General features: G+C 69.8%; 20 protein-coding genes and 1 pseudogene. 11 read left to right on the top strand and 10 right to left on the bottom strand.

What is annotated here, in order from left to right; translation table 11 throughout:
* Positions 1-106 precede the first annotated feature (106 nt).
* Entirely contained in the window at positions 107-1,018 is a 912-nt protein-coding gene (locus ACRAKF_RS00545) for a helix-turn-helix transcriptional regulator (protein WP_447034670.1), read from the top strand.
* Between the two features lie 193 nt (positions 1,019-1,211).
* On the opposite strand, the gene ACRAKF_RS00540 is transcribed toward ACRAKF_RS00545, so the two are convergent.
* Together ACRAKF_RS00540 and ACRAKF_RS00535 are read right to left on the bottom strand one after the other, a co-directional pair.
* Positions 1,212-1,853, bottom strand: a complete 642-nt coding sequence (locus ACRAKF_RS00540) for an RDD family protein (protein WP_447034669.1) — start codon at positions 1,851-1,853, stop codon at positions 1,212-1,214.
* A 264-nt stretch (positions 1,854-2,117) separates the two neighbouring features.
* Entirely contained in the window at positions 2,118-3,056 is a 939-nt protein-coding gene (locus ACRAKF_RS00535) for an NADP-dependent oxidoreductase (RefSeq protein WP_447034668.1), read from the bottom strand.
* A gap of 392 nt (positions 3,057-3,448) precedes the next feature.
* On the opposite strand from ACRAKF_RS00535, the gene ACRAKF_RS00530 reads away from it, so the two are divergent.
* The 3 genes from ACRAKF_RS00530 to ACRAKF_RS00520 all read left to right on the top strand — a co-directional run bounded on the left by ACRAKF_RS00530 (position 3,449) and on the right by ACRAKF_RS00520 (position 7,083).
* Positions 3,449-4,114, top strand: coding sequence for a hypothetical protein (locus ACRAKF_RS00530; protein WP_447034667.1), 666 nt, complete (start codon positions 3,449-3,451; stop codon positions 4,112-4,114).
* 405 nt (positions 4,115-4,519) lie between these two features.
* Positions 4,520-6,283, top strand: coding sequence for an aminotransferase class I/II-fold pyridoxal phosphate-dependent enzyme (locus ACRAKF_RS00525; RefSeq protein ID WP_447034666.1), 1,764 nt, complete (start codon positions 4,520-4,522; stop codon positions 6,281-6,283).
* The gene (locus tag ACRAKF_RS00520; RefSeq protein ID WP_447034665.1) at positions 6,280-7,083 is read left to right on the top strand and encodes a phosphatidate cytidylyltransferase; all 804 of its coding nucleotides are present in this window, start codon (positions 6,280-6,282) and stop codon (positions 7,081-7,083) included. The genes ACRAKF_RS00525 and ACRAKF_RS00520 overlap by 4 nt, the downstream gene beginning before the upstream one ends.
* 11 nt (positions 7,084-7,094) lie before the next feature.
* Here the strand turns inward: ACRAKF_RS00520 and ACRAKF_RS00515 are convergent, their stop codons facing one another.
* Positions 7,095-8,411 carry a hypothetical protein gene (locus ACRAKF_RS00515; protein ID WP_447034664.1) on the bottom strand — a complete coding sequence of 439 codons (1,317 nt, stop codon included), beginning with the start codon at positions 8,409-8,411 and terminating at the stop codon, positions 7,095-7,097.
* A gap of 366 nt (positions 8,412-8,777) precedes the next feature.
* On the opposite strand from ACRAKF_RS00515, the pseudogene ACRAKF_RS00510 reads away from it, so the two are divergent.
* Positions 8,778-8,870 (top strand): annotated as a pseudogene (locus ACRAKF_RS00510) (IS5/IS1182 family transposase); the annotation flags it as partial.
* Positions 8,871-9,164: 294 nt separating this feature from the next.
* Here the strand turns inward: ACRAKF_RS00510 and ACRAKF_RS00505 are convergent.
* From ACRAKF_RS00505 to ACRAKF_RS00490, 4 genes are all read right to left on the bottom strand, one after another.
* Positions 9,165-10,538 (bottom strand): MFS transporter, encoded by a 1,374-nt coding sequence (locus tag ACRAKF_RS00505; protein WP_447034663.1) that lies wholly within the window; start codon positions 10,536-10,538, stop codon positions 9,165-9,167.
* The gene (locus tag ACRAKF_RS00500; RefSeq protein ID WP_447034662.1) at positions 10,522-11,562 is read right to left on the bottom strand and encodes a phosphotransferase; all 1,041 of its coding nucleotides are present in this window, start codon (positions 11,560-11,562) and stop codon (positions 10,522-10,524) included. Before ACRAKF_RS00500 ends, ACRAKF_RS00505 begins: the two co-directional genes overlap by 17 nt.
* An 88-nt stretch (positions 11,563-11,650) precedes the next feature.
* On the bottom strand, positions 11,651-13,129 hold the full coding sequence (locus ACRAKF_RS00495) for an NUDIX hydrolase (RefSeq protein WP_447034661.1): 1,479 nt from the start codon (positions 13,127-13,129) through the stop codon (positions 11,651-11,653).
* 68 nt (positions 13,130-13,197) lie between these two features.
* Entirely contained in the window at positions 13,198-15,234 is a 2,037-nt protein-coding gene (locus ACRAKF_RS00490) for an ATP-binding cassette domain-containing protein (protein WP_447034660.1), read from the bottom strand.
* A gap of 639 nt (positions 15,235-15,873) precedes the next feature.
* Here ACRAKF_RS00490 and ACRAKF_RS00485 point away from each other — a divergent pair.
* Positions 15,874-16,227 carry a hypothetical protein gene (locus ACRAKF_RS00485; protein ID WP_447034659.1) on the top strand — a complete coding sequence of 118 codons (354 nt, stop codon included), beginning with the start codon at positions 15,874-15,876 and terminating at the stop codon, positions 16,225-16,227.
* A 111-nt stretch (positions 16,228-16,338) separates the two neighbouring features.
* Here ACRAKF_RS00485 and ACRAKF_RS00480 read toward each other — a convergent pair whose 3' ends face one another.
* Positions 16,339-16,533 carry a hypothetical protein gene (locus ACRAKF_RS00480; RefSeq protein ID WP_447034658.1) on the bottom strand — a complete coding sequence of 65 codons (195 nt, stop codon included), beginning with the start codon at positions 16,531-16,533 and terminating at the stop codon, positions 16,339-16,341.
* A 1,122-nt stretch (positions 16,534-17,655) separates the two neighbouring features.
* On the opposite strand from ACRAKF_RS00480, the gene ACRAKF_RS00475 reads away from it, so the two are divergent.
* The 3 genes from ACRAKF_RS00475 (at position 17,656) to ACRAKF_RS00465 (ending at position 19,306) form a co-directional block, all read left to right on the top strand.
* Positions 17,656-18,048 carry a hypothetical protein gene (locus tag ACRAKF_RS00475; protein ID WP_447034657.1) on the top strand — a complete coding sequence of 131 codons (393 nt, stop codon included), beginning with the start codon at positions 17,656-17,658 and terminating at the stop codon, positions 18,046-18,048.
* Between the two features lie 263 nt (positions 18,049-18,311).
* A complete protein-coding gene (locus ACRAKF_RS00470) occupies positions 18,312-18,626 on the top strand; it encodes a DMT family transporter (protein WP_447034656.1) in 315 nt (104 codons plus the stop codon).
* 257 nt (positions 18,627-18,883) lie between these two features.
* Positions 18,884-19,306: a hypothetical protein gene (locus ACRAKF_RS00465; RefSeq protein ID WP_447034655.1), complete on the top strand. Its 423-nt coding sequence runs from the start codon at positions 18,884-18,886 to the stop codon at positions 19,304-19,306.
* Positions 19,307-19,574: 268 nt separating this feature from the next.
* Here the strand turns inward: ACRAKF_RS00465 and ACRAKF_RS00460 are convergent, their stop codons facing one another.
* Both ACRAKF_RS00460 and ACRAKF_RS00455 read right to left on the bottom strand, forming a co-directional pair.
* On the bottom strand, positions 19,575-20,507 hold the full coding sequence (locus ACRAKF_RS00460) for a DUF5937 family protein (protein ID WP_447034654.1): 933 nt from the start codon (positions 20,505-20,507) through the stop codon (positions 19,575-19,577).
* A 405-nt stretch (positions 20,508-20,912) separates the two neighbouring features.
* Positions 20,913-22,412, bottom strand: coding sequence for a helix-turn-helix domain-containing protein (locus ACRAKF_RS00455; protein WP_447034653.1), 1,500 nt, complete (start codon positions 22,410-22,412; stop codon positions 20,913-20,915).
* 602 nt (positions 22,413-23,014) lie between these two features.
* Here ACRAKF_RS00455 and ACRAKF_RS00450 point away from each other — a divergent pair.
* Both ACRAKF_RS00450 and ACRAKF_RS00445 read left to right on the top strand, forming a co-directional pair.
* Positions 23,015-23,797, top strand: a complete 783-nt coding sequence (locus ACRAKF_RS00450; protein ID WP_447034652.1) for an HAD family hydrolase — start codon at positions 23,015-23,017, stop codon at positions 23,795-23,797.
* A complete protein-coding gene (locus tag ACRAKF_RS00445; RefSeq protein ID WP_447034651.1) occupies positions 23,794-26,163 on the top strand; it encodes a glycoside hydrolase family 65 protein in 2,370 nt (789 codons plus the stop codon). Before ACRAKF_RS00450 ends, ACRAKF_RS00445 begins: the two co-directional genes overlap by 4 nt.
* Positions 26,164-26,187 lie beyond the last annotated feature (24 nt).

The raw sequence follows: 26,187 nt of genomic DNA, 5'->3' as shown, positions 1-26,187 counted from the left end.
CCACGTTCTCCAGGTAACGCCCTCTGCACGCGCGTAGCGAGTCACTGACAAGGGGTGTACCAGCAGTACATCCCTCTGGCCGCGTGCGGGACGTACCGTCGAAGGCATGGACAATCGTGAGGAGGTCCGCGAGTTCCTCACCTCGCGGCGCGCCAAGATCACCCCCGACCGGGCCGGGCTGCCCTCCGGACCCCGGCGCCGGGTGCCGGGCCTGCGTCGCAGCGAGGTCGCGGCCCTCGCCGACATGAGCGTCGAGTACTACGCCAGGCTGGAGCGCGGCAACCTCGCCGGAGTCTCCCCTGCCGTCCTCGAAGCCCTCGCCCGCGCTCTGCGGCTCGATGACGCCGAACGCGCCCACCTGCTGAACCTGGCCCAGGCCGCCGACGGCTCCGACGCCCTCACCCGCCCCCGCCGCCGTGCCGCCACCCGGCAGTGGACACCGCACCGCAGCCTGCAATGGACCCTGGACGCGATCACCGCCGGACCCGCGTTTGTCCGCAACGGCCGGATGGACATCCTCGCCGCCAACCAGCTCTTCCGCGCCTTCTACACCGACGTCTACTCCACGCCGGGCAACCAGCGGAACTTGGCCCGCTTCACCTTTCTCGACCCCGCCTCCCGCCGTTTCTACCCCGACTGGGATTCGTTCGCTGACGTCACCGTCGCCATCGTGCGTGCGGAAGCCGGCCGTAATCCGCACGACAAGGATCTGCACGATCTGGTCGGGGAGCTGTGTACCCGCAGTGACGAGTTCCGTACCCGGTGGGGTGCCCACAACGTCCGCCACCACGGCACCGGCACCAAACACTTCCGCCACCACGCCGTCGGCGACCTCTCCCTCGCCTTCGAGGGCCTGGAGATGGCCGCCGCCCCCGGCCTCACCCTCACCATCTACACCGCCGAGCCCGGCTCACCCTCCGAAGAGGGACTGCGCCTGCTCGCCACCTGGGCCGCCACCCGGGAAGCCGACCCGGGCGGGGAAGCCGACCCGGGCGCGGAGCGGTCGGCGACCGGCTGACCTTCGACCGGGCCGGCCACCGTGGGGCTCGGCACTATCGGGTGCAGCCTGCTGACAGGAGGACAGGAGGACAGCAGTCGGCCCCTCCACCGCTGGCCAGGAGGTGTCAACGGAAAAGTCGCACCAGGCGGCCCGCCGCCGGGCACCGGATGGCTGCGCTGCGGGACGGTTTCCACATGGTGCGTTCATGCGTTCATACGTTCATGCGAGGCCTCGCTGCCGTGGGCTCACCAGCTTGCGGCAGCAGGATGCGGCACTGGGGCGTCAGCGCTGATGACCACGACGCCGGTGATCTTGTCGCGAATGTCTGGGACTTCGAGTCCCAGCTCGCCCACAGCCAACCCAGGCAGAACGCCGGGTAGTTGAGGAACTGGCAGAGCCGGCGGGCGAAGGCCAGGCCGCCGCCGGGAGCAAGCCCGTCAGACGTGCGGACAACGCGGATGCCGAGGACCGTCTTGCCCAAGCTCTGCCCGGTACGGCCCTCACGGACCGCCTGCACGATACAGGCACTGATCATGTAGACCATGGCCGCATAGCCCAGATACAGGTCCAGGCCCTCGCCGGAATTGCGATCGTCGATCACGTCCGCGATCCCCATGAGCAGCCACAGTGGCCCGAAGTTGATCAGGCAGTCCAGGAGGAACGCTCCTGCCCGCTGCCCCCACCCCGCGTACGGCGTGTACTCCGGGTTCTGCGGATGCGGGTACTGCGGGTACTGCGGGTACTGCGCATGGGGGTACTGCTGCGGGACCCCGGGTATCGGTTGTGCTGCCGGATGGCCGTACGGCCCTTGGGGCGCGCCTTCAGGGGGCTGCTGCGGGTAGGGGTGGCTCACGTCATAGCTCCTGGCCATCGCGCGCGTGAGTGACACAATGTCACCTGTCGGTCACTCAGGTTACAAAGGTGTTCTCCGTGGCACTCCAGCGGCCCCCCTCGGGCACCGGTCCAATGTTCTCGCTGTCATCCGGGACCAGCTCCGTCGCCGTATTCGCCTCGCGGCGGGAAAGCGGTTGGAGCTGATGCGTGATCTGCGGAAGCCTGGTCCTGTATAAGCCTCACGATCAGGAGGGCGAACGCTGCACGCTGCCTGATGCGGTACTTAAGGCACGAGGACGATCTTGCCCTGTACTCGGCCGGTTTCGCTGAGCTCGTGGGCCTTCGCGCACTCGGTGAGCGGGAAAGTCTCGGAGATCGTGGGGCGTACGCCGTGGGTGTCGACGAGTTCGGCGAAGGCGGTCAGCACGGCGGGGGTCGGATTCAGGGAGAACTCCACGAACCGTATGCCGAGTTCGGCCGCGCGTGCCGTCACCTCGGTGCGGTCCACGCCGACGCCGACGACGTCGACCAGAATGCCGCCTGGCTTAAGGGTGTGCAGCGAGCGCGGGCCGTAATCGTTGCTGATGGTGTCCAGCACCGCGTCGATGCCGCGCAGAGCCGAGAAGTCTTCCACCGTGTAGTCAATCAGCTCGTCGGCGCCGAGTCCGCGCAGGTAGTCGTGCTTGGCGGCTCTGGCCGTGCCGATGACGTACGCGCCCCGGGCCTTGGCGATCTGTACGCCGAGGTGGCCGACTCCGCCGGCCGCGCCGTGGATCAGCACTCGTTGGCCGGGCTGTACGTCGGAGAGGGTGTCCAGGGCCTGGTAGGCGGTGAAGCCGGAGATCGGCAGGGCGGCGGCGGCGACGTGGTCGAGGGTGCGCGGCTTGGGCGCGATTCGTTCCTCGGGGACCACCACGTGGTCGGCGTGACTGCCGTGTGGCGGGGTAGTCCAGCCATAGACTTCCTCGCCCAACGCGAAGCGGGTGACGGCCTCGCCGACGGCCTCCACCGTGCCGCTGAACTCGTGGCCGAGCACGAACGGCGGCGGGCCGAAGAAGTCCACCTTGCCGATGCGGACCTTCCAGTCCGCGGGGTTCATGCCGGTGGCCCGTACCCGGACCAGGACCTCGCCGGCGCCCGGCGAAGGCAGGGGTATCTCGGCGAGTTCCAGTACGTCGGGGCCGCCGGTGGCCCGCTGTGTGATCACCCGTGTCGTCGTCATGCAGGTCATTGTGAGCCCGATGAGCACGGGAGGACAGCGTAGCCGCGGCACCGCGCAACGAGCCCTGCCAACCCGAACCACACCAGCAACCCGAACCACACCAGCCTGCCCACCAACTGTCGTAAGCGGCTGGGACACAGTCACTCAACACCTCGCGGATGTGGGCCCGGGACCGAGCCCGCCGAGCGGACACCCGCCCTCGCAGCAGTCACACCCTGGGGACAGCCCTCGTCCTCGACCAGCAACGCGGGCTGTTGAGGCGGTGGACGACCGACAAGCGCGGGCCTGTTCCTGAACCCCGCATCAGCAGGTCAAGAGTCGTCAGAACGGAACGGGAACCGCTGCTGCTGGTGTGGCTCAGGTGAGAGAAGCGGTTACAGTACTCTGCCCTCGTGGACGGTACGGATGAGGTGAAGAGTCTGCCCGACTGGCGGGTGCTCGTCGTCGGGGGTGCGTCGGGGATGGGGAAGACCGGTGTCGGTCGGGCATTGGCACGCCGGTACGACGTCCCCGTCGTGGAGGTCGACGACATCGTGGAGGCCCTCCTCGCGGTGACACTGCCCGAGCACCTGCCAGAAGTCCACTTCTGGCGCACTCACCCGGAGGCCGCCCGCCAGACGCCCGAGTCGGTGGTCGAGCGGCAGATCGCGATCGCCAGGGCGCTGGAGCCGGCGATCGAGGCGGTGGTGGCCAACCACGTCGGCACCGACACCCCGGTGATCCTGGAAGGGGACTACGTCCTGCCCGGACTGGCGACGCCCAAAGGTCCGGTCCGTGCCGTCTTCCTCCACGAGGACGACGAGGGGCAGGTGACGGCCAACTACCTGCGCCGGGAGCCGGAGGCCGGACCGCAGAACCATCGCGCACGCGTCAGCGTGCTGTACGGCCGGTGGCTCACCGCGCAGGCGCAGGCAGCCGGTGTGCCGGTGATCGGTCCGCGTCCGTGGGAGGACCTGGCCAGCCGTGTCGCCGAGATGGTGGGGGACGCCTCTCCCAACACCGTGGCGCCTGTCCGAACCGCCGCTACCCAGAGTCTTCCGAGGAGTCCGGCGGCTTGATCGAGCGATCCGGGGCCCGACGGCAGGTTCCCGGCCCGGACCCGGGATGGCGGCACCCTGGGCGAAGAACAGTGCCATGATCAGGATGTCGTCGATGTCGTCGATGTTGGTGACGGCGAACAGGCCGGCTGCCTGCCCGACGGTGCCCAGGTCCACGAGTAGCTGCTGTCCTCCGATGCGGGTTTCCCGGGGGACGCTACTGGGAGCTCGTACCGCGGTGATCGAGGGGGCAAGGCTTGGTGCTGTCCATTCGGGTGGCACAACTTCTGTGCCGCCATGAACCGCTTCCAACCTGGACCGCTTCCGACTCCTTCGCTGTCCGGCTGAGTACGCGTACTCAGGTGCCGGCTGCCGGACTCCTCCATGCTGGGCGCGAACGCCGGACCGTCCCAGGGGGACATACGCATGGACCACGCCCTGCAGCTGCGCACCGCCGCGCCTCGGGATCACGACTGGATCCACGAACTGCGCCACCGCGTGTACGCGGAGGAACTTGGCCAGCATCCGGTGGATCCGTCGGGAAGGCTGAGTGACGGACTCGACGGCGACAACATCTATCTCGTGGCCGCCCGCGGCGAGACGCGGATCGGCTTCGTCAGCCTTACCCCGCCGTGGGTCGGCCGCTACTCCCTCGACAAATACCTGACGCGTGAGGAGCTGCCGGTCCTGACCGAGGAGGCGCCGTTCGAGATCCGCGTCCTGACCGTCGAGGAACACTGGCGGTCCACTGCGGCGGCGCCACTCCTCATGTACGCGGCGCTGCGCTGGGTCGCGGCGCGGGGCGGCCGCCGGGTGGTGGCGATGGGACGCACGGAACTGCTCGACATGTACCTCGCCGCCGGGCTGCGGCCGGTGGGGCGCACGGTCCGCTCGGGCGCGGTCTCGTTCGAGGTCCTCAGCGGCTTCGTGGCCGAGCTGACGAGGACGGTCGCGGAGCGCCACGGCCGGATCCTGGAGCGGCTGAGGACGGGCCTCGACTGGCGGCTCGACGTGCCCTTCGCGCCGCGTGCGGACGGCTGTGAGCACGGCGGGGCGTTCTTCTCGGCGATCGGCACGGACTTCCGGACCCTGACCCGCCGTCACGAGGTGGTCGCGGCGGATGTGCTGGACGCCTGGTTCCCACCGTCCCCAGGCGTCCGCGCGGTCCTCTCGGAGGACCCGGGGTGGACGGCCCGGACCTCGCCACCGACGGGCGCGGAGGGGCTGCTCGCGGAGATCGCCGCGGTCCGCGGACTCCCGGTGGAGTCGCTGGTCGTCGGGGCGGGCTCGTCCGATCTGATCTTCCGCGCGTTCGGCCGGTGGCTGACGCCGGGAAGCCGGGTGCTCCTGCTCGATCCCGGCTATGGGGAGTACGCCCATGTCACCGAGCGGGTGATCGGCTGCCGGGTCGACCGGCTCCAACTGCGCCGGGAGGACGGCTGGCTGCTCGACCCGGCCCGGCTCGCCACCGCGACAGGCGACGGACGGTACGACCTCGTGGTCGTGGTCAACCCGAACAACCCGACCGGCCGCCACGCCCGGGCCGACGCGCTGCGCGCGGTGATTGAAGCCTCGCCCGTGCGGACCCGGTGGTGGATCGACGAGGCGTACCTGGGGTATGTCAATCCGGGGGACTCGCTCGCCGGGCTCGCCTCGGTCGACGCCCGGGTCGTGGTCTGCACCTCGCTGTCAAAGATGTACGCGCTGTCGGGGATGCGGGTCGCGTACCTGGTGGCCGGTCCGGAGACGGCCGGGGAGCTGCGGCGCTGGACGCCACCGTGGCCCGTGAGTCTGCCGGCCCAGCTGGCTGCCGTGACGGCGCTGCGCGACCCCGCGTACTACGCGGAGCGCTGGGCCCGCACTCATGTGCTGCGCCGGGGACTGGCGTACGACCTCGCGGAGTTGGACGGGTTCTCCTCGATCGACGAAGGGGTGGCGAACTTCCTCACGGTGACCCTGCCGCCGGACGGACCGAGCGCGGCGCGGCTGGTGCGCGAGTGCCGACGGCACGACGTGTTCCTGCGTGACCTGTCGCCGATGTCCCCGGCGTACGAGGGGCGAACCGTCCGGATCGCCGTCCGCGACACTGCGGAGAACGCGAGAATCGTGGCGGCGTGCCAGAGCGCCCTGGACGCGCTGCGCACGCCGGCCGCAGTGTTGTCGGCCGCGCCGGGGCGGGCCTCCCGGTGACGACGGTCGCCGGTCTCGTACCGTACCTCGGCGGGGCACTGGCGGTCGGAGGCGTCGCCGTGGCGGCGACCCGGCGCCGTGAACTGATGGTCCGCTGGTGCGTGTGGGCGCTCGGAGTGCCCCTGGTGACCGCCGCGTTCTGGCTCGGTCCACCGGGGATCACGGTGCTCGTGGCTGTGGTCGGTGTGGTCGCCGTGGCGGAGTTCGGCGGGCTGCTCCTGCTGGGTCCGGTGGACCGGGCAGTGCTGGGCGCGGCGATCGTCGGACTCGTCCTCACCGCCTGGCTGGCCCCCGGGGAGGTGCTCCGGGTGGCGGCGGCCGGGGCGCTCGTCATTGCCGGGGTGCCGTTGCTCTCGGGCGACGCGGAGCACGGGCTCCGCCGCCTGGGGGCGGGCCTGTTGGGGCTCGTGTGGCTGGGCGCGCTGGCCGGCCTCGTATCGTCCGGCGCCCTCGGCCTCGTCCTGTTCGTGGCCGTGTCGATCGCCGACGTCGTCGCGTACGCGGCGGGTCGCCGAATCGGCGGCCCCCGGCTCTCCCGGCTGTCGCCCGCCAAGCGGTGGAGCGGCACGCTGGCCGGGGCCGCGGCCGGTCTTCTCACGCTGGCCGTGCTGTCCTCCCTGACGTGGCAGACGGCGGTGGCCGTGGCGGTCGGCGGCCCGCTCGGGGACCTGCTGGAGTCGATGGTCAAGCGGGGCGCCGGCGCCAAGGACGCCGGCCGGTGGCTGCCCGGCTCCGGCGGCATCCTCGACCGGATCGACTCCCTCCTCGTCGCTCTGGCGGTGCTGTTGGTGCTGAAGTGAGCCACGGGTTGTCAGCGCTTGGGGTAAACGCTGAGGACGGCGTGACGGGCGAGGTCAGCTGCTGGGTCCTTCTCGTTCTGCGGCGTCGATTCGTACAGGGCCACATCGCCGGATACACCGGTTGGGAGGGTGACGCCGCTGAGTTCGGCGTGGGTTCCGGTGGCGATGTCGACGGAGACGGGTGTGCGCGTTCCGCTCGTCGCCTTGGCCTCGCCGTATGCGGTGCCGACGTTGTCCACCCCCATGAAGTCCACCCGGGCGGTCTTATCGGTGCCACCGAAGCAGTAGCCCTTCTTGGCCTGGAGGTCGAAGGCCGTATACGCGGTGACGAGATAGCGTCCGTTGTCACTGAGTACGGCCCGGTTCTCCGAGCTGATCACAGCGTCGTTCAGGCCGTTGCATGGCAGCGCGTACACCGGGTTTCCTCGGTTTTCGTCATGCAGTGCCCACACATAGTTCATCTGCAGTCCGAGCCCTGAGTACGCTTCGTCCTTGGACAGCCACTGGGCCACGACATATCCGCCGCGCACACCGTGCGCTGTTCCGCTTCCGATCCCGCTCGGCTTTTGCGCTCCAGCGGGAACGATGGCCCGCCCTGGCCACGCGTCGGCCATCTGGAAGACTCCCTTGGTCCTTAGCTGGTAGTCCCGGCTGCGTGAGTCCTGGGGTGAGGCGAGCGCTCCGGTTGTCACGTCGAGGACTGTTACTTCCTTGCCGTTGCCGAATGCGAGAGTGCCGTTCGTGTCGTGGGGGCTGGCGCCGCTTCCGGCTCCCGGGACGTTCACCTGTCGTGCCGGAGCCACGTTCCTGCCAGAGGAATCAGCAGGGAAGACCGAGACTCTGGCGGTGGCGTTGCCGCGGGAGATCGCGTCCTTCCCCTCCTGGACCTCCGCCACGAGGACCGCATAGTCCTTACCGTCCTTGCTGGTCACGATAAGCCGCACGTCGTCTGCCTGGAACTCAGCTGTGCGCTCACTCGGCTTCCACGGTGCGCTCGACCATCGGACGGCTCCGGATATCGCGTCGCGGGCTTCCACACCGAACGCAGTGCCGTCCTTGTAGGTCTTGCGGAACAGCACGAGCTGAGAGTGCGGGGCAACGGTCGGCTGGGTTAACCGCTCCGCCTGCATCACGGCCCACCCCTTACTGCCGTCGAACGCGGGCGGAACCTTTGCCTGCTTGGCTTTGGGCGGCAAAGACGCCGTTTCGCCAGTTGCGGACGGCATGCTGTCTTTGGGCTGGCGCGAGCTGTCCTTCTGCGACGAGTCGCAGGCTCCCAACGCCACCATGACCGTTGCCGCCAGCACAACGCTCTGAAGCTTCTTCATCTGGGCCTGCCCCTGCCTTCACTCTCCGAATACGGCATGTCCTCGCAAGTTATCCGTATACCGCGCTCCGCACACAGCCTCTGCAAAAACCCAACGAGTCACCACTCAGCAGAGGTCAGGCCACCTGTCGGCCCCTTCGACGGTGTCCGGTGTCCTAGGTGGTGAGGCGGACGCAGAATCCGATACGGGGCGGGGTACGCGGAGTTGGATTGTTCCCGATGGGCTGTGCGAGATCGCGGAGCCGCTGTTCCCACCGCCGGGGGTGCGTCCGCAGGGTGGCGGAACGCGGGGTACGCCTGATGAGACGCTGAAAGGCCCGCCAGGCACAGCCGCTGACAGCGCGTAGATGATCGCCGCCGACAACCGACCGCGCATCGACCGTTCGTGACCTGGTCCAGGGGCGATGTCTGGGGCCCGCTGCCCCAGGCCGTGCTGCACAGACTCAACGACGCTTTCCTCGGACTCGCCGCCGCTATGCGCTGCTACAAACGCCTCGTCCGCCTCACCACGTAGGACACCGTCCCCGCTGTGCAGCCACTCCATCAGCTCGTTCCGGGGCCTCACGCACCGGCCCGGGGCCGGCCGTCCAGGGCCGAACTCTCCGCTTACCTCAAGCAGGGCCACCATCGCCGGGGTGCGGTGGGTGCGGTGGGTGCGGTGGGTGCGGTGGGTGCGGTGGCGTCGGTCAACACCGTGAACTCCAGGGATCGCAAGGTGCGGCAGCAAGAGTCTCCGCCGAGTTCGGCGCCTGGTTCACGGGACATCGCCTCCGACCGAGCGATCGAGCCGGGCATCGTCCGTGCGAGCCGGACCGGGTACGGCCGGAGGGGATACCCCAGGCGCGAGCGACGACTGCACGGTGTCGTCGGGCTGATCCGGCATCTGCTGTAGCGCGCGCAGGGGGGAGCGGGCGAGGACGACGAGGGGGACGAGCAGCAGGAAGGTCCCTGCGGTCAGGGTGGACCGTACCCCGATCCACGTTCCCAGGCCGCCGGCGAGCAGTGCGGCGACGGGGCGGGCACCGGACGTCAGCCACGTGCTTACGGCCTGCATCCGCGCCTGCATGCCACCGCTGGTGACCATTTGCCGGATGGATCTCTGCGTCGTTCCGGCGGCACCGGCGCAGGCGAGCTGCAGGAACAGCGCCGCTCCGATCGTGATCTGCCAGGCAAGACCGGGTGAGGCGAGCAGCAGCGGAAGCTGGGTCAGCGGGGTGATCGCGAGCGCGGTGAGCATCATGGGCCCCGGGCCGTACCGGCGGGCGAACGCTGGGGCGGTCAGTGCACCGGCGGCCGAGCCCAGGGTGCCGATGCCCAGGACCACGCCGAAGGCGGTCGCGCTCATCGCGAGGGAACGCAACAGGTAAAGGGCCCAGAGGGTGTTGAGCAGCCCCAGGGCGAACGAGGTCGTGGCATTGACCAGGGTCAGGGTCCACAGCCGGTCATCGCCGCGCACGTACCGCAGGCCCTCGCGGATCTCGGCGCGCAGTCGGCGAGTCTTCGGGTGGGCGCGGACGGGCTCGGCACTCTGGATACGGGCGGTGCAGACGGCGCTGATCAAGTAGGAGGCGATGTCGCCGAGCAGGGCCCGGGCGGGGCCGAGCAGCGCGGTCAGCGCGGCGCCGAGGTGGCTTCCGGCGGTCGCGGCGACCGCGAACAGCGCCCCCACGCGGCTGTTGCTCCGCTGGATCAAGGACCGTTCGACGAGACTGGGCAGCAGGCTGATGGCCGCCGCGTCGTGCAGCACGCTCGCTGCTCCCTGCACCACCGCGACGACCATGAGCTGTGTCAGGGTCAGGGTGCCCAGCGCGGCCGAGGCCGGCACGGTGGCGAGCAACGCGGCGCTGACCAGGTCACCGGTGATCATCTGCCGGCGCTTGGAGTGCCGGTCGGCGAGCGCGCCGGCGTGCAGGGCGAGCAGCGCGGGCGGGAGCTGTCCGAGGAACGCCAGCCAGGCGACCTGGACAGTTGTGGCGTCCAGGTGCAGCACGGCGAGCACCGGCAGCGCCATCTGGGCGATCGAGCTGCCGGCAACGCTCGCGGCCTGGCCCGTCAGGTACCGGCGGAAGTCCCGGTGCCGCCACAGCGAGGTGCCGGAGAAGGAGGGTGTCTCAGCGCAGGGCGTCACGGAGCACCTCCTCGGCTTCCTCCAGGCGCTCCCACAGCACGGCCGCGGCCTCGTGCCGGGCCCGGCCGTATGCCTCCAGCGCTGGGGTGACCGCGGCGGGGTCGTCCAGCGGCTCGGACAGGGGATAGACCGAGCAGGCCAGGTATCCGGCGGCGACGCGCGGCACGGCGAGGAGATCCTCGATCGGGAGGGCGGGGTTTGCCGCCCGGTAGGCGCCAACTGCCTCGGTCATGCCCGTGATCCAGTCGTCGGGGTGGGCCAGTACGGTGCGCGGGTCCAGGACGATCCGGCCGAGCTCCCAGGCGGCACTGCGGGCCCCCGGGGACCGGAAGTCGATCAGCGCGGCAACCTCCTCACCGCGCAGCAACAAGTTCGGCGAGGCCAGATCCCCGTGCACGATCTGCGCCGTCATCGTGCCGGGCATCCCCTGGAGTCCGGCTGCGACCTGGGGGAGGGCGGCGAGCCGCCGCGCCGCGGTCCGAGCGCACCAGGCGGCGAACCCGGCTGGGGGCGGCGGTGTGTCGGCCCAGCGGGCGAGCAGTGCCTGCAACCGTCGGCCGGCCCGCTCGACGTCGCACACCTTACGGGCCGGGACAGGGTGCGCTGGCCCGGCGGGGTGGTCGGCCAAAGCCCGGTGCAAGCAGCCCACGACGTCACCCACCGCGGCCCACCGGCCACCGGACAGAGCGCCCTCGGCTGTCTGCGCATCCGCCACGTACTGGGCCACGGACACCGACAGCCCACCCGCCGAGGCGATCACGTCGCCGGTCACCGTCCGACGCACGGCCGGAACGGGAATCCCGCTCCGCCTGGCCCACTCGCCCAAGGCCAGGGCCTGCCGCTCCTTGGCCACAAGCGCGCCAAGGGGGTAAACCTTCACGAACCACCGTCGGCCCTCCTGGTCCTCGGCCAGGTAGTTACGCGTCGCCGTACCGGCCGGGCCTTCGCTGACCGAGACCGGGACGATCCGGTACAGCAGTGACAGGATCCCGGCCACGGCCGTGCCGTCGGGCTGAGCACTCATCCTGGCACTCCCGTCACTCCCGTCACTCCCATCATTCCCGTTACTCCCGTCTGGCCCGGCCTGGACCCGGGATGGGGGCTCACGCCGTTCACCAACCCATCTGGGAGTAGGCGCGGCCTTCGGCGATGCCGGTGATGGCCGTGCGGGCGTAGGGGACGAGCTGCTCGGGGAGCTCGTGCGGAGGCCACCACCGCCAGGCCAGGCACTTGTCGGGCTCGCGGACCTCCGGCGTGCCCTCCCAGCGGCGTGCCCGGAACACGAGCTGCAGCAAGGGCTGTCCCCCCGGACTGCCCACGACGTGTCCGACGTGTACAACGTGTACGAGCTCTACGTCCGCGGGGTCGATGACCAGACCCGCTTCCTCCCGCGCCTCACGGATCAGGCATGCGGTGGCGGACTCCTGCTCGCACCGCCCGGCCAGGTAGTGCCAGATGCCGCCCGCGTAGCGGACCTGGGGGTGGCGCAGGCCCAGGAGTACGCGGCCGTCGTCGTCCTGCAAGTGGAGGTGGACGCCGACGCCGTGCAGCACGGCCCGGCTGCCCCCGTCCCACGGAGGAGGGGCCGCGGCCAGTGTGCCGTCCCGAGCGTTCTCGGCCGCGTGCCGACGGATGAGGTCCCGGGTGTCTTGGAGCATGCGCAGGCGGTCCAGTTGCCCGGGGGTGAACCAGTGCAGCAGTACCCCCTCGTCCAGGCGGAGCCGGTCGGGATTGCCGTGCCAGCGGCCCGTGAAGACCTGAACCGGGACGCTGAGGCCGTCGATGCCGGTGGCCTTCTCCACGGCGTACGGCTCCAGGTCCTCCAGCTGGAGGTCGGGGACCTCCTCGGACAGCTCACGCAGCAGCGTGTCTTCAAGGCTCTGGTCGTCGTGCGTGCGACCGCCGCCGAGCAGGTCGAACGCCCCTGGCTGCCAGATGATGCCGGGCTTGTGGTCGCGCAGATGAAGCAGATATCGACCGTGGCCGTCGTGGATCAGCGCGGATGCGTTCACCGGTTGCGGCTGACCGTCCAGCCGCGCGCCGAGGAGTTTCGCGCGCAGGGGCGGTGAGGTGACCTCCGACAGTGGAAGCCACTGGGCGCCGGACACCTCCTCGTCCTGCAAGGTGATCGTCGGAGGCTCTCCGTCGGAGAGGTAGAACGCGTAGCGGAAGTCGTAGTGCTGGTGGGCCGGTTCCCCCTTGGCCGGGCTGGCGTCGATGTCGTGGACGTCGATGTCGATCACAGAGCCGAGCGTCTGCCAGGTCAGGCACAGGGCACTCGGCGCGATCCCGGCCTCCTCCGACACCTCGCGCAGCGCCGCGGTGAGCAGCGTGCGGTCGTCGGGCTCCACATGGCCGCCGGGGGTGAGCATGAGGCCGCCGGTGGCTCGGTGCCGGATGTGCAGGACGCGGAGCTGACGGTCGATGACGACGGCGCTGCACGTGATGTGCCCGGGCAGCGTCGTGCGGGCGGCGACGTCGACGGGCCTCTCCAGCGCGGCGAGCAGCCCGGCCAGAGCGTCACGCTCACCAGGATGACGGCCGCAGTAGGCCTCAACAGTCTTACGGATCGAGGAGGAGCTGGGGGGCATGAGCGTCGTCTCACCTTCGATGTGGGGAGGGGTGCGGTGGGCCCGGCTGCGGAGGTAGCGCTCGCGGGTCAGCTCGCCGTCTCGTGATCGGACGGCTGTGTGCCGCGGGGGCCAGGAAGCGTGTCGCGCGCCGGCGCGAGCCCGTACTGGGCGGCCTGGGCGGTGAACATGCCCTGATACAGGCCGCCTTCACCGGCCATCAGGTGCTCGTGACTACCGGCTTCGACGATGCGCCCTTCGTCGAGAACGTAGATGTGGTCGGCGTTCATGGTCGCGGCGAGCCGGTGAGTGACCAGCACAACCGCATACCCCTCCTGAGCCAGCGACCACAGCCCTTTGAACGCGGCGATCTCCGCGTGGGGGTCCAGGGCCGAGGTCGGCTCGTCGACCAGAAGGAAAGGCGCGTCCCGGTACAGAGCACGGGCGGTGCCGAGCTTCTGCCACTGCCCGCCCGAGAGCTGCACGCCCCGCTCGTAGCCCTTGAACACGATCGAATCCCAGCCGTGCGACAGCGCTTCGATCAGCTCCAGGATGCCTGCCTCCCGCGCGGCCCGGCGGACCGCGGCCATGTCGCGGGGCCGGTCGCCCGCGCCGATGGCCACGTTCGCGGCCGCCGTCATCTCCCAGCGCGGAAAATCCTGCGCCAACACGCCGACTGCCGCGAAAACCTGGCTGCGGTCCGCCTCACGGAGCTCGACCCGCTCGCCCGACTCACCTTCCCACCACACGTTTCCCTCACCGGGCAGGAGCAGCCCGGCAATCACCTTGGTCAGGGTGGTTTTGCCCGAGCCGTTGGCCCCGACCAGGGCCGTCACCGCGCCTCGGCGGATCTCCACACTCACCCCCTGCAGAGCGGGAGTTTCGGCTCCCGGGTAGGTGAACGTCACGCCCTCCGCCTCAACCACCTGTAAGGGCGAGGGCAGGTCGGCGCCGGTGCGAGGAATCGCGTACCGGCCCGCGATCTCGACGGCGTCTTCGGTGTCGGTGAGGAACAGCAGTTCTTCGTAGAGCCGGTTGACCTGCTGCACCAAAGAGGTAAGCCGGGCGGTCGAGGTCCGGATGGCGACCACCGCGGTTCCACCGACGGCCAGCGGCAGGCCCCCGGCGGCCAGCAGCCACCACAGCACCCCGTAGCAGCCTAGCGACGCCACACCGGCGAAGCCGCCCGCGACCAGGTCCGTCGTCGCCTGCGCCCGGGCAAGACGCCGCTGCTCGGCCTCCGTCTGCCGCGACATCTCCTCGTAGCTGGACAACAGCTTGACGCCGGCCCGGTGCACACGGAGCTCTCCCGCGGCGTGCGGGCGGGTCAGATAGGCCAGCAGGGAGGAGATCGCCCGGCGGTGGTCCACCCAGTTCAGGCGCGAGAGGTACTCGCGGCGCGCGGAGCGCACGGCCCCCCACCCCTTGGGCAACGCGATGGCCAGCAGCATCGGCAACAACGTCCAGTGCAACGACACCAGGACCACCGCGGCCGCCACCATGCCGATGACCACATTCCCTACGCCGACCGACAGCCGCAGCATGGCGCGGGCCGAGTCGGTCCCAAACCTCCCCGCCTCCAGGACCCGCTGCACCTCGGGCCGCTCCGTCGCCTCCACCTCCACTCCGGTGACCGCGGCGTAATACCGGGCCGAGACCGCCCGCTCCACCTGGGGCTCCAGCCGACCAGACATCGCCGTCGACCACGCCGCCAACAACGCTGTCACCACAGAGGTGACCCCCAGGACCACCAATGAAGGCAGCGACTCGCGCAACTTGCCCGCCGTGGGACCATCCGCGAACAACTCCGTGAGCACACGGTTGACCGCCACCAGTCCCCACCCGGCCGCCACGCCCTGCCCGAGCTGGGCCGCCACGACCGAGGACAGCGCCCGCGGGTCCGTCTGCCAGCCGGTCCTCAGGACCATTCCCACCATGTGCGGCAGGGCGGCCGCCATATGCCCGAACCCCAACCGTGTCAGCGGCCCTTCATGCCGGACATAGGACTGGTCGTAACGCAGCCGCCCGCCGTACAGCTCCCGCTCCGCGTCCGAAATGCCGTCGTCCCCGGCCGCGGCTCCTTGCGGGTTTTGGGCATCATCATCGTCTGGTTGGACGGACGTCATGTGTTCCCCCCTCATGGACGTGATGGCGGTGTCAGCGTGTTCAACGACGCCGCCACGATTTCGAACACCTGCTCTTTCGGACGGATTGGGCACCCTGCGGTTGAGCGGTTCTCCGAAGGTGCGCAGTGCACCGACCCTTGCCACGCACGAGCACGCAGCCGGAGCGGATTGGCCGAAACGCCGATGCCCTGCGCTCCAGGCGCCTACACCCCCTCAAGGGCCCGGATCCGCGCGCCCTTCGTCTACACGCGGCCCGGGGATTCTCCAAGGCATCCCGCCTCGTGCTGGGCACGGGGGCACGGGGCACGGGGCACGTCTGAATGCTCGATGTCCCGCACACCGACCGCTTGGCGCTGCCCGTCCACGACGGCGCGTTCTCCGCCGGGGGCCTCACCGTCCGTCCCCCCCCCGTACGCCGAAGAGCTGCCGGCCACGTTGCCGGCCGCGCTGCTGGCCACGCTGCTGGCCACCGCGAAGCTCATGGTGCAGCCCCTCACCGCGCCGACGTACTCCAGCGCCTGCGTACCTAAGACGGGGTTATGAGTCGCAGAGGCCAAGGGCAGCGAGGATGGGGGCCGGTCGGCGATCCCGGCCGACAAGACGGCCGACGTGCGCGCACCGCCAGTCCATCGTCGGCGCATGTGCGCCGTCAGCCGCGAGGCCATCCGTACCGCCGTCGACGACCTCCTGCTCAAACGTCGCACCGCGACCGGGACGCCCGCCCCCGCAGACTGCCGGCCCCCTGGACATCCCCGGCAAAGTCACCGACTCCTCCGCGCCGCCGACCTGTCACTCGTCACACGCGCCGCCGCGCTCGCACGTGCCCGCCGACCTGGCGCGCCACTACGGGCAGCCAAGGACGGCCAGGCCTCAGACCTGGAGGCCATCAACGAGCTCACCGATGCCTACCAGCGCGTCTTCCGTGCCCTGGCCCGCAACACGCCGGTCCTGACGTACGGCACCGCTTCAAGCGGCGTCCGTTCCACCGTCTGAAGCCCGCGTGGCTTTCACCCACCAGCCTCTTGAGCCTTGCTGAGCAAAGGCTTCACAGCCCGGTGACATCGATCCAACAGGGCTCTTGCGGACGGTTGTCCAACAGGGTTCTTACGGACGCGCGTTGCGCTCCGCGTTTAGCCGGTAGATGTCGTATGCCGCTTGGGTGGCGAACCCGGCGACGAAAGCGATCGGGCTGCCATAGAGCAGAGGGCCCACATCGGAAATCCAGTCACCGATGGCGAGAGCAGCGACAACGTCGAGGTAGTAGAACAGGAACAGTGCCCCTTGGCCGAGCTTCGTCATCGCCCATCCCCCATGTGGTGACCGCTCTTTCGCCCATGGCATGCCCGCCCCGTTACGGTCCGACACCGTGGAGGGCGGCCCTCACTTGGCATGCATCCCGCGTGATCGCTTCGTTCCCCAGCCCCACGGCCCCACAGCCCCGCCCTTTTGGCATCCGTGATCTTCCGTTCTCTTCCTCGTACGATGCCGCCGTACGCGCGCCACCGAGCTCTCTGGATCGGACCGACTTCGATGGCAAACAGTCCCAAACGGTCCACTATCGATGTCACCGGACACCTTTCCGGTTGATCACGATGCGGTCACGGGGGAGGGGTTTTCCGAGGCCGGCGTCACACGGGGCCGATTTCCACCGGTCAGACCCGGCGAAAGGGGGGGGCGCCACAGGTCCGACAACCCTCATGTACAAAGACGTCCTGAGCACAGGAGGACTTCGACCGAACCTCGACGTGGGGAACTGCTACAGACGCTGGGGATCTTCCGTACTTCCGTAGGGCTACGCCCGATCAGTTGTGGAAGCTGACTCGCCCGGGCACTCACCACGACGAGCTCACGCGGGACGACTACCTGGGTCTGGAGGACCACCACCGGATGGGATCGCATTGGTCCGGGAGGACCAGCGACAGGTGTGGGTGCTGACCAAGCGAGGCCACGGCGAGGCGAAGAAAGCTGCTGGCGCCAAAGGTCATATGGGTCTCGGAGCTGCGCGAGGAGAGCAGTACGGCCCGGTCACCGGGGAGCTGCTCGGCACCTGCTATGACGACCACGCCGCGGCGGTCACCTCGGTGGCTGCCGAACTCCACCGTGCCGGGATCGGGCACCGGCTCGGCTTCCGGACGGAGATCGGTCACCGGCTCGCAGACGGCTCCGTGCAGTGGGCGGAGCTGGTGGTGCGGGCGCCCGCGGCCGGGGTGCCGGTGATGCTGCTGGAAACCGATCGCCGCACCGAGGACGCGCACGACCTGGTCGCCAAGCTGTGCCGGTACTGGGGTGGGGCCGGCTGCTCCCGAAGACGCGGGCAAGCGCCCCGTAAGTCTGGTCCGCTCGCAGCCGGAGGCGATCAGCCGTGTCGACCACGAGAAGCGGCTGTGGCGCAGAGGCTCCGCCGACCGGCGGGAGGGCCTGGTGCCGGTGGCGTTCGTGTTCGCGGACACCACCGAGGCGAAGGTCGCCAGCGCGATCGCGGTGCTGGAGGAGGCCGACCGCCGCTACTGGATGCCGCGCCGGTACGACACCTGTCACCGGAGGAGCACTGCCCGGGACCACGGCCAGGCGGTGCCCGTCGTCGTCACCACCCGGAGCAGGAAGTGGGCCTGGACATGCCGTGGTGGTCGACGCGGTACGAACCGGGGCCGTGCAGGACGAGGGCGATCTTGCGGCGGTGGAGGTGTGGAGGTCTCCAGGAACGGCTTGAGGTCGTCGGCCTTCTCGCCGGTGTCTCACAGGGAGAGCGACGTCTTGAGGTTGTACCCCGGTGAGACGACGAATCAGGCCGACAGTCGTCTCGCGACGTGGTGAAACTCGCGTTCTGGTCAGCACGAAGGAGCACGCAAAGGCGCCCCTATAACCGCCGAACCCCCTCCTGAGCGTTCAAGGTCGGGGCGCAGTTCAGGGCCGGAAGGAAGGTCGGATTACTACTCCGACCTCCTACTCCAGTCGGCCCAGGCAGAGCGGGGATGCCCTGGTCACGGTGCTAACTTCGGAAAGGACCTGGCCTGAGCCTCGGCTGGACAACGTAGACGAGGCGCTGTTGCCGTCACCCTCCGCGGAGGTACGACCTCATGGCATGGATCGTCCTGTTCGTCTCCGGAGTCATGGAAACCGTTTGGGCATCGGCCATGGACGCCTCCCACGGTTTCACCAAGCCACGGCCCGTCATCCTGTTCGTCGTCGCCTTGGCGCTGAGCATGCTCGGGCTTGCCTATGCCATGCGCTCCATCCCCATCGGCACGTCCTACGCGATCTGGGTCGGCATCGGAGCCGTCGGCACTGCCCTGTACGGCATGGTGTTCCACGACGACTCCGCCTCGGTCGCCCGTCTGCTGTGCCTGGTCGCCATCATCGGTGGGGTGGTGGGGCTGAAGTTCCTGCACTGACCGCACTGACCGCACTGACTGGAATCCGGGCGCCGTCGACTCCACTTGACACATGCTCTAGGCGCAGGCGCAGGCGCTCGGCCCACACGGGAACTCGGCTGTGTTTCGGCCACGCCCGAAACACATGGGCGTCCGCTCCCTGGCTTCCTACTGTGATGCCGGGAAGTAAACGAGCCCACTGCACAGAAGGCTCGTCACCTCGTCACCTTGTCATGGCAGGACCCGGCACAGCTTTTTGACGGAGGAGGAGTTCCATCATGCGCAGGTACTTCAAGGCTGCGGCGACGCCGCTGGCGGCGCTCGGTGTGGTGTGCGCGCTGGCGATGCCGGCTGCCGCTGCGCCCGGCGACGGGCCGGTCGCGATGGGCAGCAACGAGAAGGTCAAGGTCTACGACCGCTCCAACGGCTACAAGGACTACGCGGGCTACGTGGAGTTCAGGCACAAGGGCGACTGGTTCCACACCTACCGCCAGAAGAGCCCTGGTAACCGCATCTACATCCAGTACGACAAGGACGGAGTCCTCGACAGGAAGAAGACGATTGATGGCGGTCTGAACCCGGGCGACCGCACGAGCCGCAACACGAACCTTCCCGAGGGGACGGTCTACAACATCAGGGGCTGCGTGCAGGTGGACGGCGAGACCGACTACTGCTCGGGTTGGCAAAAGTTCACTGCCTGACTCCGAGTGCGGCGAGGGGGCGCCGGGCGGGAGCCCGCCGCCCTTTCGTCGGCTGGAGAAGGCACGTTTGGCCACCACGCTCTCGGTTCGTCGGCTGGGTTTCGAGAGGGCGGTCAGGGGGTGCTGGCCCGCCCAACGCTCCGACCGAAGGTGGGCAGGCCCAGGCGGACCACAGAGGGTTTGAGTGCGGCGTCGAGCTGAGTCAGTGCTGCGTCAGTGCTGCATCAGTGCTGAGTCAATGCTGAGTCAGTGCTGAGTCAATGCTGAGTCAGTTTCTCCTCGGCGTCGGCCAGGAGGACACCTGGCGCCTGCTCTGTTGCTCGGCAGAAGATGGCGTTCCGCCATTGAGCAGATCGGCGCCCATGTGCGTGAGGGTGTGCCGGACCTGGTGGCGCTCTCGCACGCTGGCTACCAGGCCGGCGTTGCGCAGCACCGTCGCATGTTCACTGGCTGACGACAGTGACACGCCGGCGTGCTGCGCCAGCTCGGACGTGGTACGGGGGCGTTGGAGTGTCTGCAGCACTGCGGCTCGGGTGTGCCCCAGCAGCGGCGCCAGCCTGGAGTGCGGCGTGCTCGCCAGCTCCGGGGCATATGAGCAGGCGGGGTAGACCAGAATGGGCGGCAACTGTTCGTCCAGGAGGGCGACCGGCCTACGGTGGCAGAAGTACGAAGGGACGAGCAGCAGCCCGCGCCCGTTGAGGTGGACGTCCCTGTCGACGGGGTATTCGGCGGAGAGCATAGGGGCCTGCCAGCTCAGCACGGGGGCGAAGGTGTGCAGCATCGCTTCGGTTCCGGCTCGGCACTGGACTCCAGTACGGTGCCGGCGGTCGGCCTCGACGCGGGCGGCGATGCGTGGCCACCGGGGCCCCAGGACATGGGTGTGGTACTGGCGCAAGGCCCGGCCCAGCCAGTGCAGCGTATCCACTTCGCCGTCGGCGAGACGCCGGGTCCAGGAGGGCAGTGGGTTGTGCTGCGCGAGGAGGGAAAGTTCGTCGTGCAGTCGGCTTTTCGGGGTGGACAGCACGGCGTCGATCCCACTCTCCAGACCTCCCGAGGCTGCCGCGGGAGTGAGGAAATCCGGAAAGTAGCCGCGGGTCGGCATCAGCGGGGTCAGCGTGCGCATCATCTGTCGCTGGTCCGGAGATGCCTGTTCCGCGCGGCCGGTCTGGATGTCCCTTCTACCTTCGCGTAGCTGCTGCATGCTCAGGACGATCTCCCACAGAGGGTCCGGCTCATCGGCGACCCTGGTCCGTGACAGATCTTGGACACTGAAGTGCATACGCAGCACAGTTTTCCCCCGATGGTCCGCTACGGCGTTGTCTTGCCCGCGCAGGTCCTCTGCGTTTCGGCCCAGTTGGCGTCTTCGGGGCCGGCCCCAGGTGTCGGTGCAGACAGGTGCCTGCCCTCGTGCGTTCGGGTCCGGCGTGCCTGGTCAGGGCTCGGCGTGCCTGGTCAAGGCTCGGCGGTGTCTCGTGCGCGGGCGGTCACTCCTACGCTAGAAGCCGCCGCGTTCTGGGGCCAATGTGCACCGTGCTCAATTCCGGGCCTTGGTTGTGCACGGTGCTCAGAGGCTCAGAGGCTCAGAGGCTCGGACGGCTCAGACGGCTCAGATGGCTCGGGCGGCGATGATGCGCAGGGCGTGGACGACGTCGTGGGTGCCGGTGCTGGTGGTGAGCAGGTCCAGGCCGAGGGCCGCCTCAGCGGTACGCAGGTGAGCGCGGACCGTGTTGCGGCTGATGTGCATGCGGCAAGCGGCTTGCTGGGCATCGGCGTTGGCGTCGATCCACGCCTGGAGCGTGTGGCGATGGCGGGCTTGCAAGGGGCGCAGGATCGTCTGGGCCCAGGCTACGGCCGCCTCGGTGCTCAGCAAGTCGTCCAGAGGGGGCGGCGGTTGTGGTTCGGGGTCGTGGCTCGGGCAGGAACTCGTGAGCGTGAGGGCCAAGTGGACGTCGGCGCGGGAGCGGACGTCGGCGAGGTCCTGTCCGAGAGCCTGTTGCGCTCGTCTGAGATGCGCGGTGACGGTGTTGCGGCTGAGGCCGAGGAGACGGGCCACGCCGGAGCGGGGCATGGTTATGGCCAGGCGGGTGATGTCGGCGCTGGTCTTGGGGGCCGTGTCCAGCGGCCGTAGAAACGCGCGCGCCCAGGCCAGGGCGGGCTGAGGGGGAAGGATGCCTGTCAGAGGCGTCTGGCCCTGGTGGAAGGCCACACGGTTGGCAGAGGTGCGGGCGGCTGCCAACGCGTGGGTGGCCTGGGTGTAGGCCTCGGCTGTCGCGTGCAGGGGCTGCGCGCCGCTGACGCCCAGTGCATAGCGCGGGTTGTCGTGGACGAGACGGCGCAATACCTCGCCCAGTCCGCGCGCCGGGCTCCTGCCGGCGCTGAGGTCGCTGCCGGCGTCGTCCTCGGCGATGAGGCAGATCAGGTGCTCCTTGAATACGGGGCAGTGCACCATCAGGGCGGGGCCCTGGTAGCCGGACGAGTCCTGGTGGCTTTGGGCGATCCGGTCGCGGTCGGCCGAGGGGCAGCGCAGTAGATGGATGCGCAGCCGATCAGCGTCGAGCAGCGGGGGGACGGCCCCGGTCGTCATCCGGCGGGCCAGCAGCGGGCCCCCTGCCAACAGTCCGTGCAGTACGGCGAATCGCAGCTGCCGTGCCTTGTCGTGGTAGACGCGCCGAGCCCGGTCACTGGCCTCGGCGTGGCGCAGCAAGGCCAGGACGCTAGCCGTGTGCGAGGTCAGCGCAACGGTCTGTGCGGTCGGCTCCGACCGGGAGACCACCACCAGTACCGGGCGGGGGCCGTGAGGCCCGAGGGCTTCGCAGCGCACGTGCAGCGCTCCGGCCTGTGTCGCGGCTGCGGCCAGGTGTCCACCGGACAGGCGTGCGAGTAACCCGGGGAGCGGAGCCAGCACCTTGCGGGGGAAGCCTGCTGTGGACGACTCCACCGTTCCCGCATCCTCCGCGATCACCGCGGCGTCGACGCCAGTCTGTTCGTGCAGCCAGTCGAGTATCTTGTCGACGCCCGGCCCGTTCTCGCACCATGCCTGACGTCTCACCTCACGCAGCAGCCGGGCCAGCTGGGCTTCCTGCCCGTGCTCCTCGTTGTCCTCCACGGCCCCGTCCCTCCGCCGGCATCACGTTCTTCTCCGCGCGGTGTTCAACGACATCAGCCGCCCAAGGGCTGCGCGCCGCCTGCGGGTGTTCTCAGCTTCTCATCGGCTGGTGAGCGCCGGGAGCGTGGAAACCGGCCCGTCGGGCTGCGCATCATGCGGGCGCGGGCCTCGGCCGCCTCACCGTCGCACTGCACAGTGGGGCGGCAGGAGGGGCTGGTCGGCCTTTGCCGGGGACCTCCAGGCCCCTCGGCCGGGCGCCCGTGGGGGTGCGGATGCCCACGGGAGCCGGCCCGAGGGGCCCTGCGGCTTTGGCTGGGCGGCCCGTGGGGGCGCACGCCCGGAACCGCCACGTTCGCAAGATGGCGACGTGCGGGGGGGGGCGGGCCGGATGCCGGTATGGCTCCCCTCCTGCTCGGGGGCGTCGACGCCCCCCCGCAGGCGCAGGCCCGGACCGCAAGGTCGGCGTCCCCCCCGTGGCGGCAGCCTCCCGCGCGCCCGTCCGGACACGCCACCGCCCGCAGCCGCACGGGGCGGGGCGCACCCGGCCGCACCCTGCGTCCTGCCCGGTGGCGATCGTGCCTCAGCCGTTGTGACCTGTACGTATGACGTTCGAGAGGGGAGTGGTGGTGGCCGATCAGCCCGCAGAGGCGCTCGCACCGGTGTGGCGCAACATCAAGGCGGTCGTCTTTGACACCGACGGAGTGATCACGGATTCGGCCCGGGTCCACGCGGCCGCGTGGAAGAGTGCCTTCGACACCTACCTGGCCGAGCACCCGCCCAAGGACGCCGCCCAGGGCCGCCCCTTCGATGTCCGCGAGGACTACCTGCGGCACGTCGACGGCACATCCCGCCTGGACGGGGCCGCCGCCTTCCTCACCTCGCGCGGCCTCGACGCCTCGGAGCAGACGGTGCGCACCGTGGCCGCGGACAAGGAGCGCCTGTTCGCCGAGCGGCTGCACGAGCACGGCATGCGGGCCTACCCGGGAACCGTACGGCTGGTGCGGGCGCTGCGCCGTGCGGCAGTGCCCGTCGCCGCGGCCTCCGCATCCCGGCACGCCGGCGAACTCCTCGCCCGGGCAGGTGTCCTGGACCTCTTCGACATCCTCATGGACGGCGGCGAGGCCACACGGCTCGGGCTCCCGGGCAAACCGCAGCCCGATCTGTTCCTCGAGGCGGTCCGCCGACTCGGCGTCCCCGCCCACCGCGCCGCCGTGGTCGAGGACGCCCTGGCGGGAGTCCAGGCCGGCCGCCGCGGCCGGTTCGCCCTCGTGATCGGTGTGGACCGCACAGGTGCACCGGGAGCCGGGGAGCAACTGCTGCGGCACGGCGCCGACACCGTCGTGACCGACCCGGCCGAACTGCTGGAGCAAGGAGCGCCGACATGAGCGGCTGGACCTGGGAGTACGACGGCTACACGGCCGCGGACGAGCGCCTGAGAGAAGCGCTGTGCACTCTGGGCAACGGCTACCTGGCCACCCGCGGGGCGCTGCCCGAATGCACGGCGGACGACGTCCACTACCCGGGCACCTACGCGGCAGGGTGCTACGACCGGCTGGTCTCGCACGTTGCGGGCCGCCAGGTCGAGAACGAGGACATGGTCAACCTGCCGAACTGGCTGCCGCTCCGCTTCCGTCTCCCGGGCAGGCCATGGCTCACGCCGGACACCGCTCCCGTGCTCGACCACCGCCAGATGCTGCATCTGTCCTCCGGACTGCTGGAACGGCACACGCGCTACGCACTCGGTGAGGAGCGGGCGCTGTCCGTGCGCCAGCAGCGCCTGGTCCACATGGCCGATCCGCACCTGGCCGCCCTGCGCACCGAGTTCACCACCGAGGGGTTCACCGGCGAACTCGAGGTCGAAGCGGCTCTGGACGGCAGCGTCACCAACGACGGAGTGCCGCGCTACCGCGCACTGGACGGCCGTCACCTGACCCACGTACACACCGGCACCCACACACCGGGCACCGTCTGGCTGCGCTGCCGCACCCGTACCTCGGACATCCGGATCGGCATGGCGGCCCGCCTGTCCGCCCCGGCCCCGGTCACCGACCGGCACGAACCCCTGCGTGCCCTCCAGCGCGTGCGTCTGCGGCTGGCTCCAGGCCACAAGAGCACCGTCGACAAGACGGTTGCTCTGCACACCTCGCGCGACCTGGCGATCAGTGACCCGCTGGGTGCGGCCGTCGACCGCGTGAACACCGCTTCTTCCTTCGATGAGTTGCTTCAGAGCCATCGGACGGCCTGGGGCCAGCTGTGGCGCAGGGCGGAACTCGACGTCCCCGGCGAGGCCGGCCGTATTCTGCGCCTGCACCTCTTCCACGTGCTCCAGACGCTTTCCCCCCACATCACGGAGCTGGACGTGGGAGTGCCGGCCCGCGGACTGCACGGCGAGGCCTACCGCGGCCACGTCTTCTGGGACGAACTCTTCGTCCTGCCCTACCTCAACCTGCACTTCCCCGAGGTCTCCCGCGCCCTGCTCGGCTACCGCCACCGCCGGCTGGAACAGGCCTGCACCGCTGCCGCCGCGGTCGGCCGGCGCGGGGCGATGTACCCGTGGCAGAGCGGCAGCGACGGCCGCGAGGAGACCCAGCAGCTGCATCTCAACCCCCGCTCCGGACGCTGGCTGCCGGATCACTCCCGGCTCCAGCACCATGTCGGTTCGGCGATCGCGTACAACGTGTGGCAGTACTGCGAGGCGAGCGGCGATGCCGAGTTCCTGCACACCAAGGGCGCCGAGATGCTGCTGCGGATCGCCCGCTTCTGGGCAGACACCGCCACCTACGACGAGAGCCTCGAACGCCACCGCATCAGGGGCGTGGTGGGCCCCGACGAGTACCACGAGGCATACCCCGGCGCGGCGCACCCCGGGCTCGACGACAACGCGTACACCAACGTCACAGCCGCGTGGGTGCTGGACCGCGCCCTCTATGTGCTGCGGACCCTGCCCGAGCCGCGCCGGCGTGAACTCACCGAACGGACCGGCCTGGACGGGGGCGAGCTCGAACGGTGGGAAGAGGTCTCCCGTACCCTGCACGTGCCCTTCCACAGCGGCGTCATCAGCCAGTTCCACGGCTACGGGGAGCTGGCCGAACTCGACTGGGACGCCTACCGGAAACGGTACGGCGACATCCGGCGCCTGGACCGGATCCTGGAAGCGGAGGGCGACACGGTCAACCGCTACCAGGCCTCCAAGCAGGCCGATGTCCTCATGCTCGGTTACCTCTTCTCGCCCCACGAACTACGCGCCCTCTTCCACCGGTTGGGATACCGGCTCGAGGAGGAGACCTGGCAGCGCACGGTCGACTACTACCTGAAGCGGACCAGCCACGGCTCCACCCTCAGCGGCCTGGTGCACGGCTGGGTCCTGGCCCGCGCCCGGCGCGCCGAGGCGTGGCGGTACTGCCTGGAGGCCCTCCGCGGCGACATCGCCGACCTGCAGGGCGGCACCACGGGGGAGGGCATCCACCTCGGTGCCATGGCCGGAACCCTCGACCTCGTCCAGCGCGGGCTGACCGGACTGGAGACCCGCGCCGACGCACTGTGGCTCGCCCCGGTACCGCTGCCGCAACTGTCGTCCTACGGCTTCTCCATCCACTATCGGGGACACTGGGGCGTGCGCGTACGTCTGGAGCACGAGCAGATGGAGATCACGGTGCCTGCCTCCGACCTCGCGCCGATCAGCATCCGGCTGCCGGACCGCGCTGTCAGCGTCGAGCCGGGAGGAACGTACCGCCTCCTTCTTCTGGAGTGATGCGCGGCACCAGGGCACAAGCGC

It is taken from the genome of Streptomyces sp. DSM 118878, assembly GCF_052936595.1.
The sequence above is the reverse complement of the archived record's forward strand: the minus strand, read 5'-3'. Positions and strand labels throughout refer to the sequence as shown.

Excerpts from the sequence above, each read along its gene's own strand:
- ACRAKF_RS00465 (WP_447034655.1), top strand. The coding sequence starts at position 18,884 with ATGCGCAGGTACTTCAAGGCTGCGGCGACGCCGCTGGCGGCGCTCGGT.
- ACRAKF_RS00450 (WP_447034652.1), top strand. The coding sequence starts at position 23,015 with ATGACGTTCGAGAGGGGAGTGGTGGTGGCCGATCAGCCCGCAGAGGCG.
- ACRAKF_RS00500 (WP_447034662.1), bottom strand. The coding sequence starts at position 11,562 with ATGAGTGCTCAGCCCGACGGCACGGCCGTGGCCGGGATCCTGTCACTG.
- ACRAKF_RS00480 (WP_447034658.1), bottom strand. The coding sequence starts at position 16,533 with ATGACGAAGCTCGGCCAAGGGGCACTGTTCCTGTTCTACTACCTCGAC.
- ACRAKF_RS00515 (WP_447034664.1), bottom strand. The coding sequence starts at position 8,411 with ATGAAGAAGCTTCAGAGCGTTGTGCTGGCGGCAACGGTCATGGTGGCG.
- ACRAKF_RS00545 (WP_447034670.1), top strand. The coding sequence starts at position 107 with ATGGACAATCGTGAGGAGGTCCGCGAGTTCCTCACCTCGCGGCGCGCC.
- ACRAKF_RS00485 (WP_447034659.1), top strand. The coding sequence starts at position 15,874 with ATGTGCGCCGTCAGCCGCGAGGCCATCCGTACCGCCGTCGACGACCTC.
- ACRAKF_RS00470 (WP_447034656.1), top strand. The coding sequence starts at position 18,312 with ATGGCATGGATCGTCCTGTTCGTCTCCGGAGTCATGGAAACCGTTTGG.
- ACRAKF_RS00445 (WP_447034651.1), top strand. The coding sequence starts at position 23,794 with ATGAGCGGCTGGACCTGGGAGTACGACGGCTACACGGCCGCGGACGAG.
- ACRAKF_RS00495 (WP_447034661.1), bottom strand. The coding sequence starts at position 13,129 with ATGCCCCCCAGCTCCTCCTCGATCCGTAAGACTGTTGAGGCCTACTGC.
- ACRAKF_RS00460 (WP_447034654.1), bottom strand. The coding sequence starts at position 20,507 with ATGCAGCAGCTACGCGAAGGTAGAAGGGACATCCAGACCGGCCGCGCG.
- ACRAKF_RS00535 (WP_447034668.1), bottom strand. The coding sequence starts at position 3,056 with ATGACGACGACACGGGTGATCACACAGCGGGCCACCGGCGGCCCCGAC.
- ACRAKF_RS00490 (WP_447034660.1), bottom strand. The coding sequence starts at position 15,234 with ATGACGTCCGTCCAACCAGACGATGATGATGCCCAAAACCCGCAAGGA.
- ACRAKF_RS00525 (WP_447034666.1), top strand. The coding sequence starts at position 4,520 with ATGGACCACGCCCTGCAGCTGCGCACCGCCGCGCCTCGGGATCACGAC.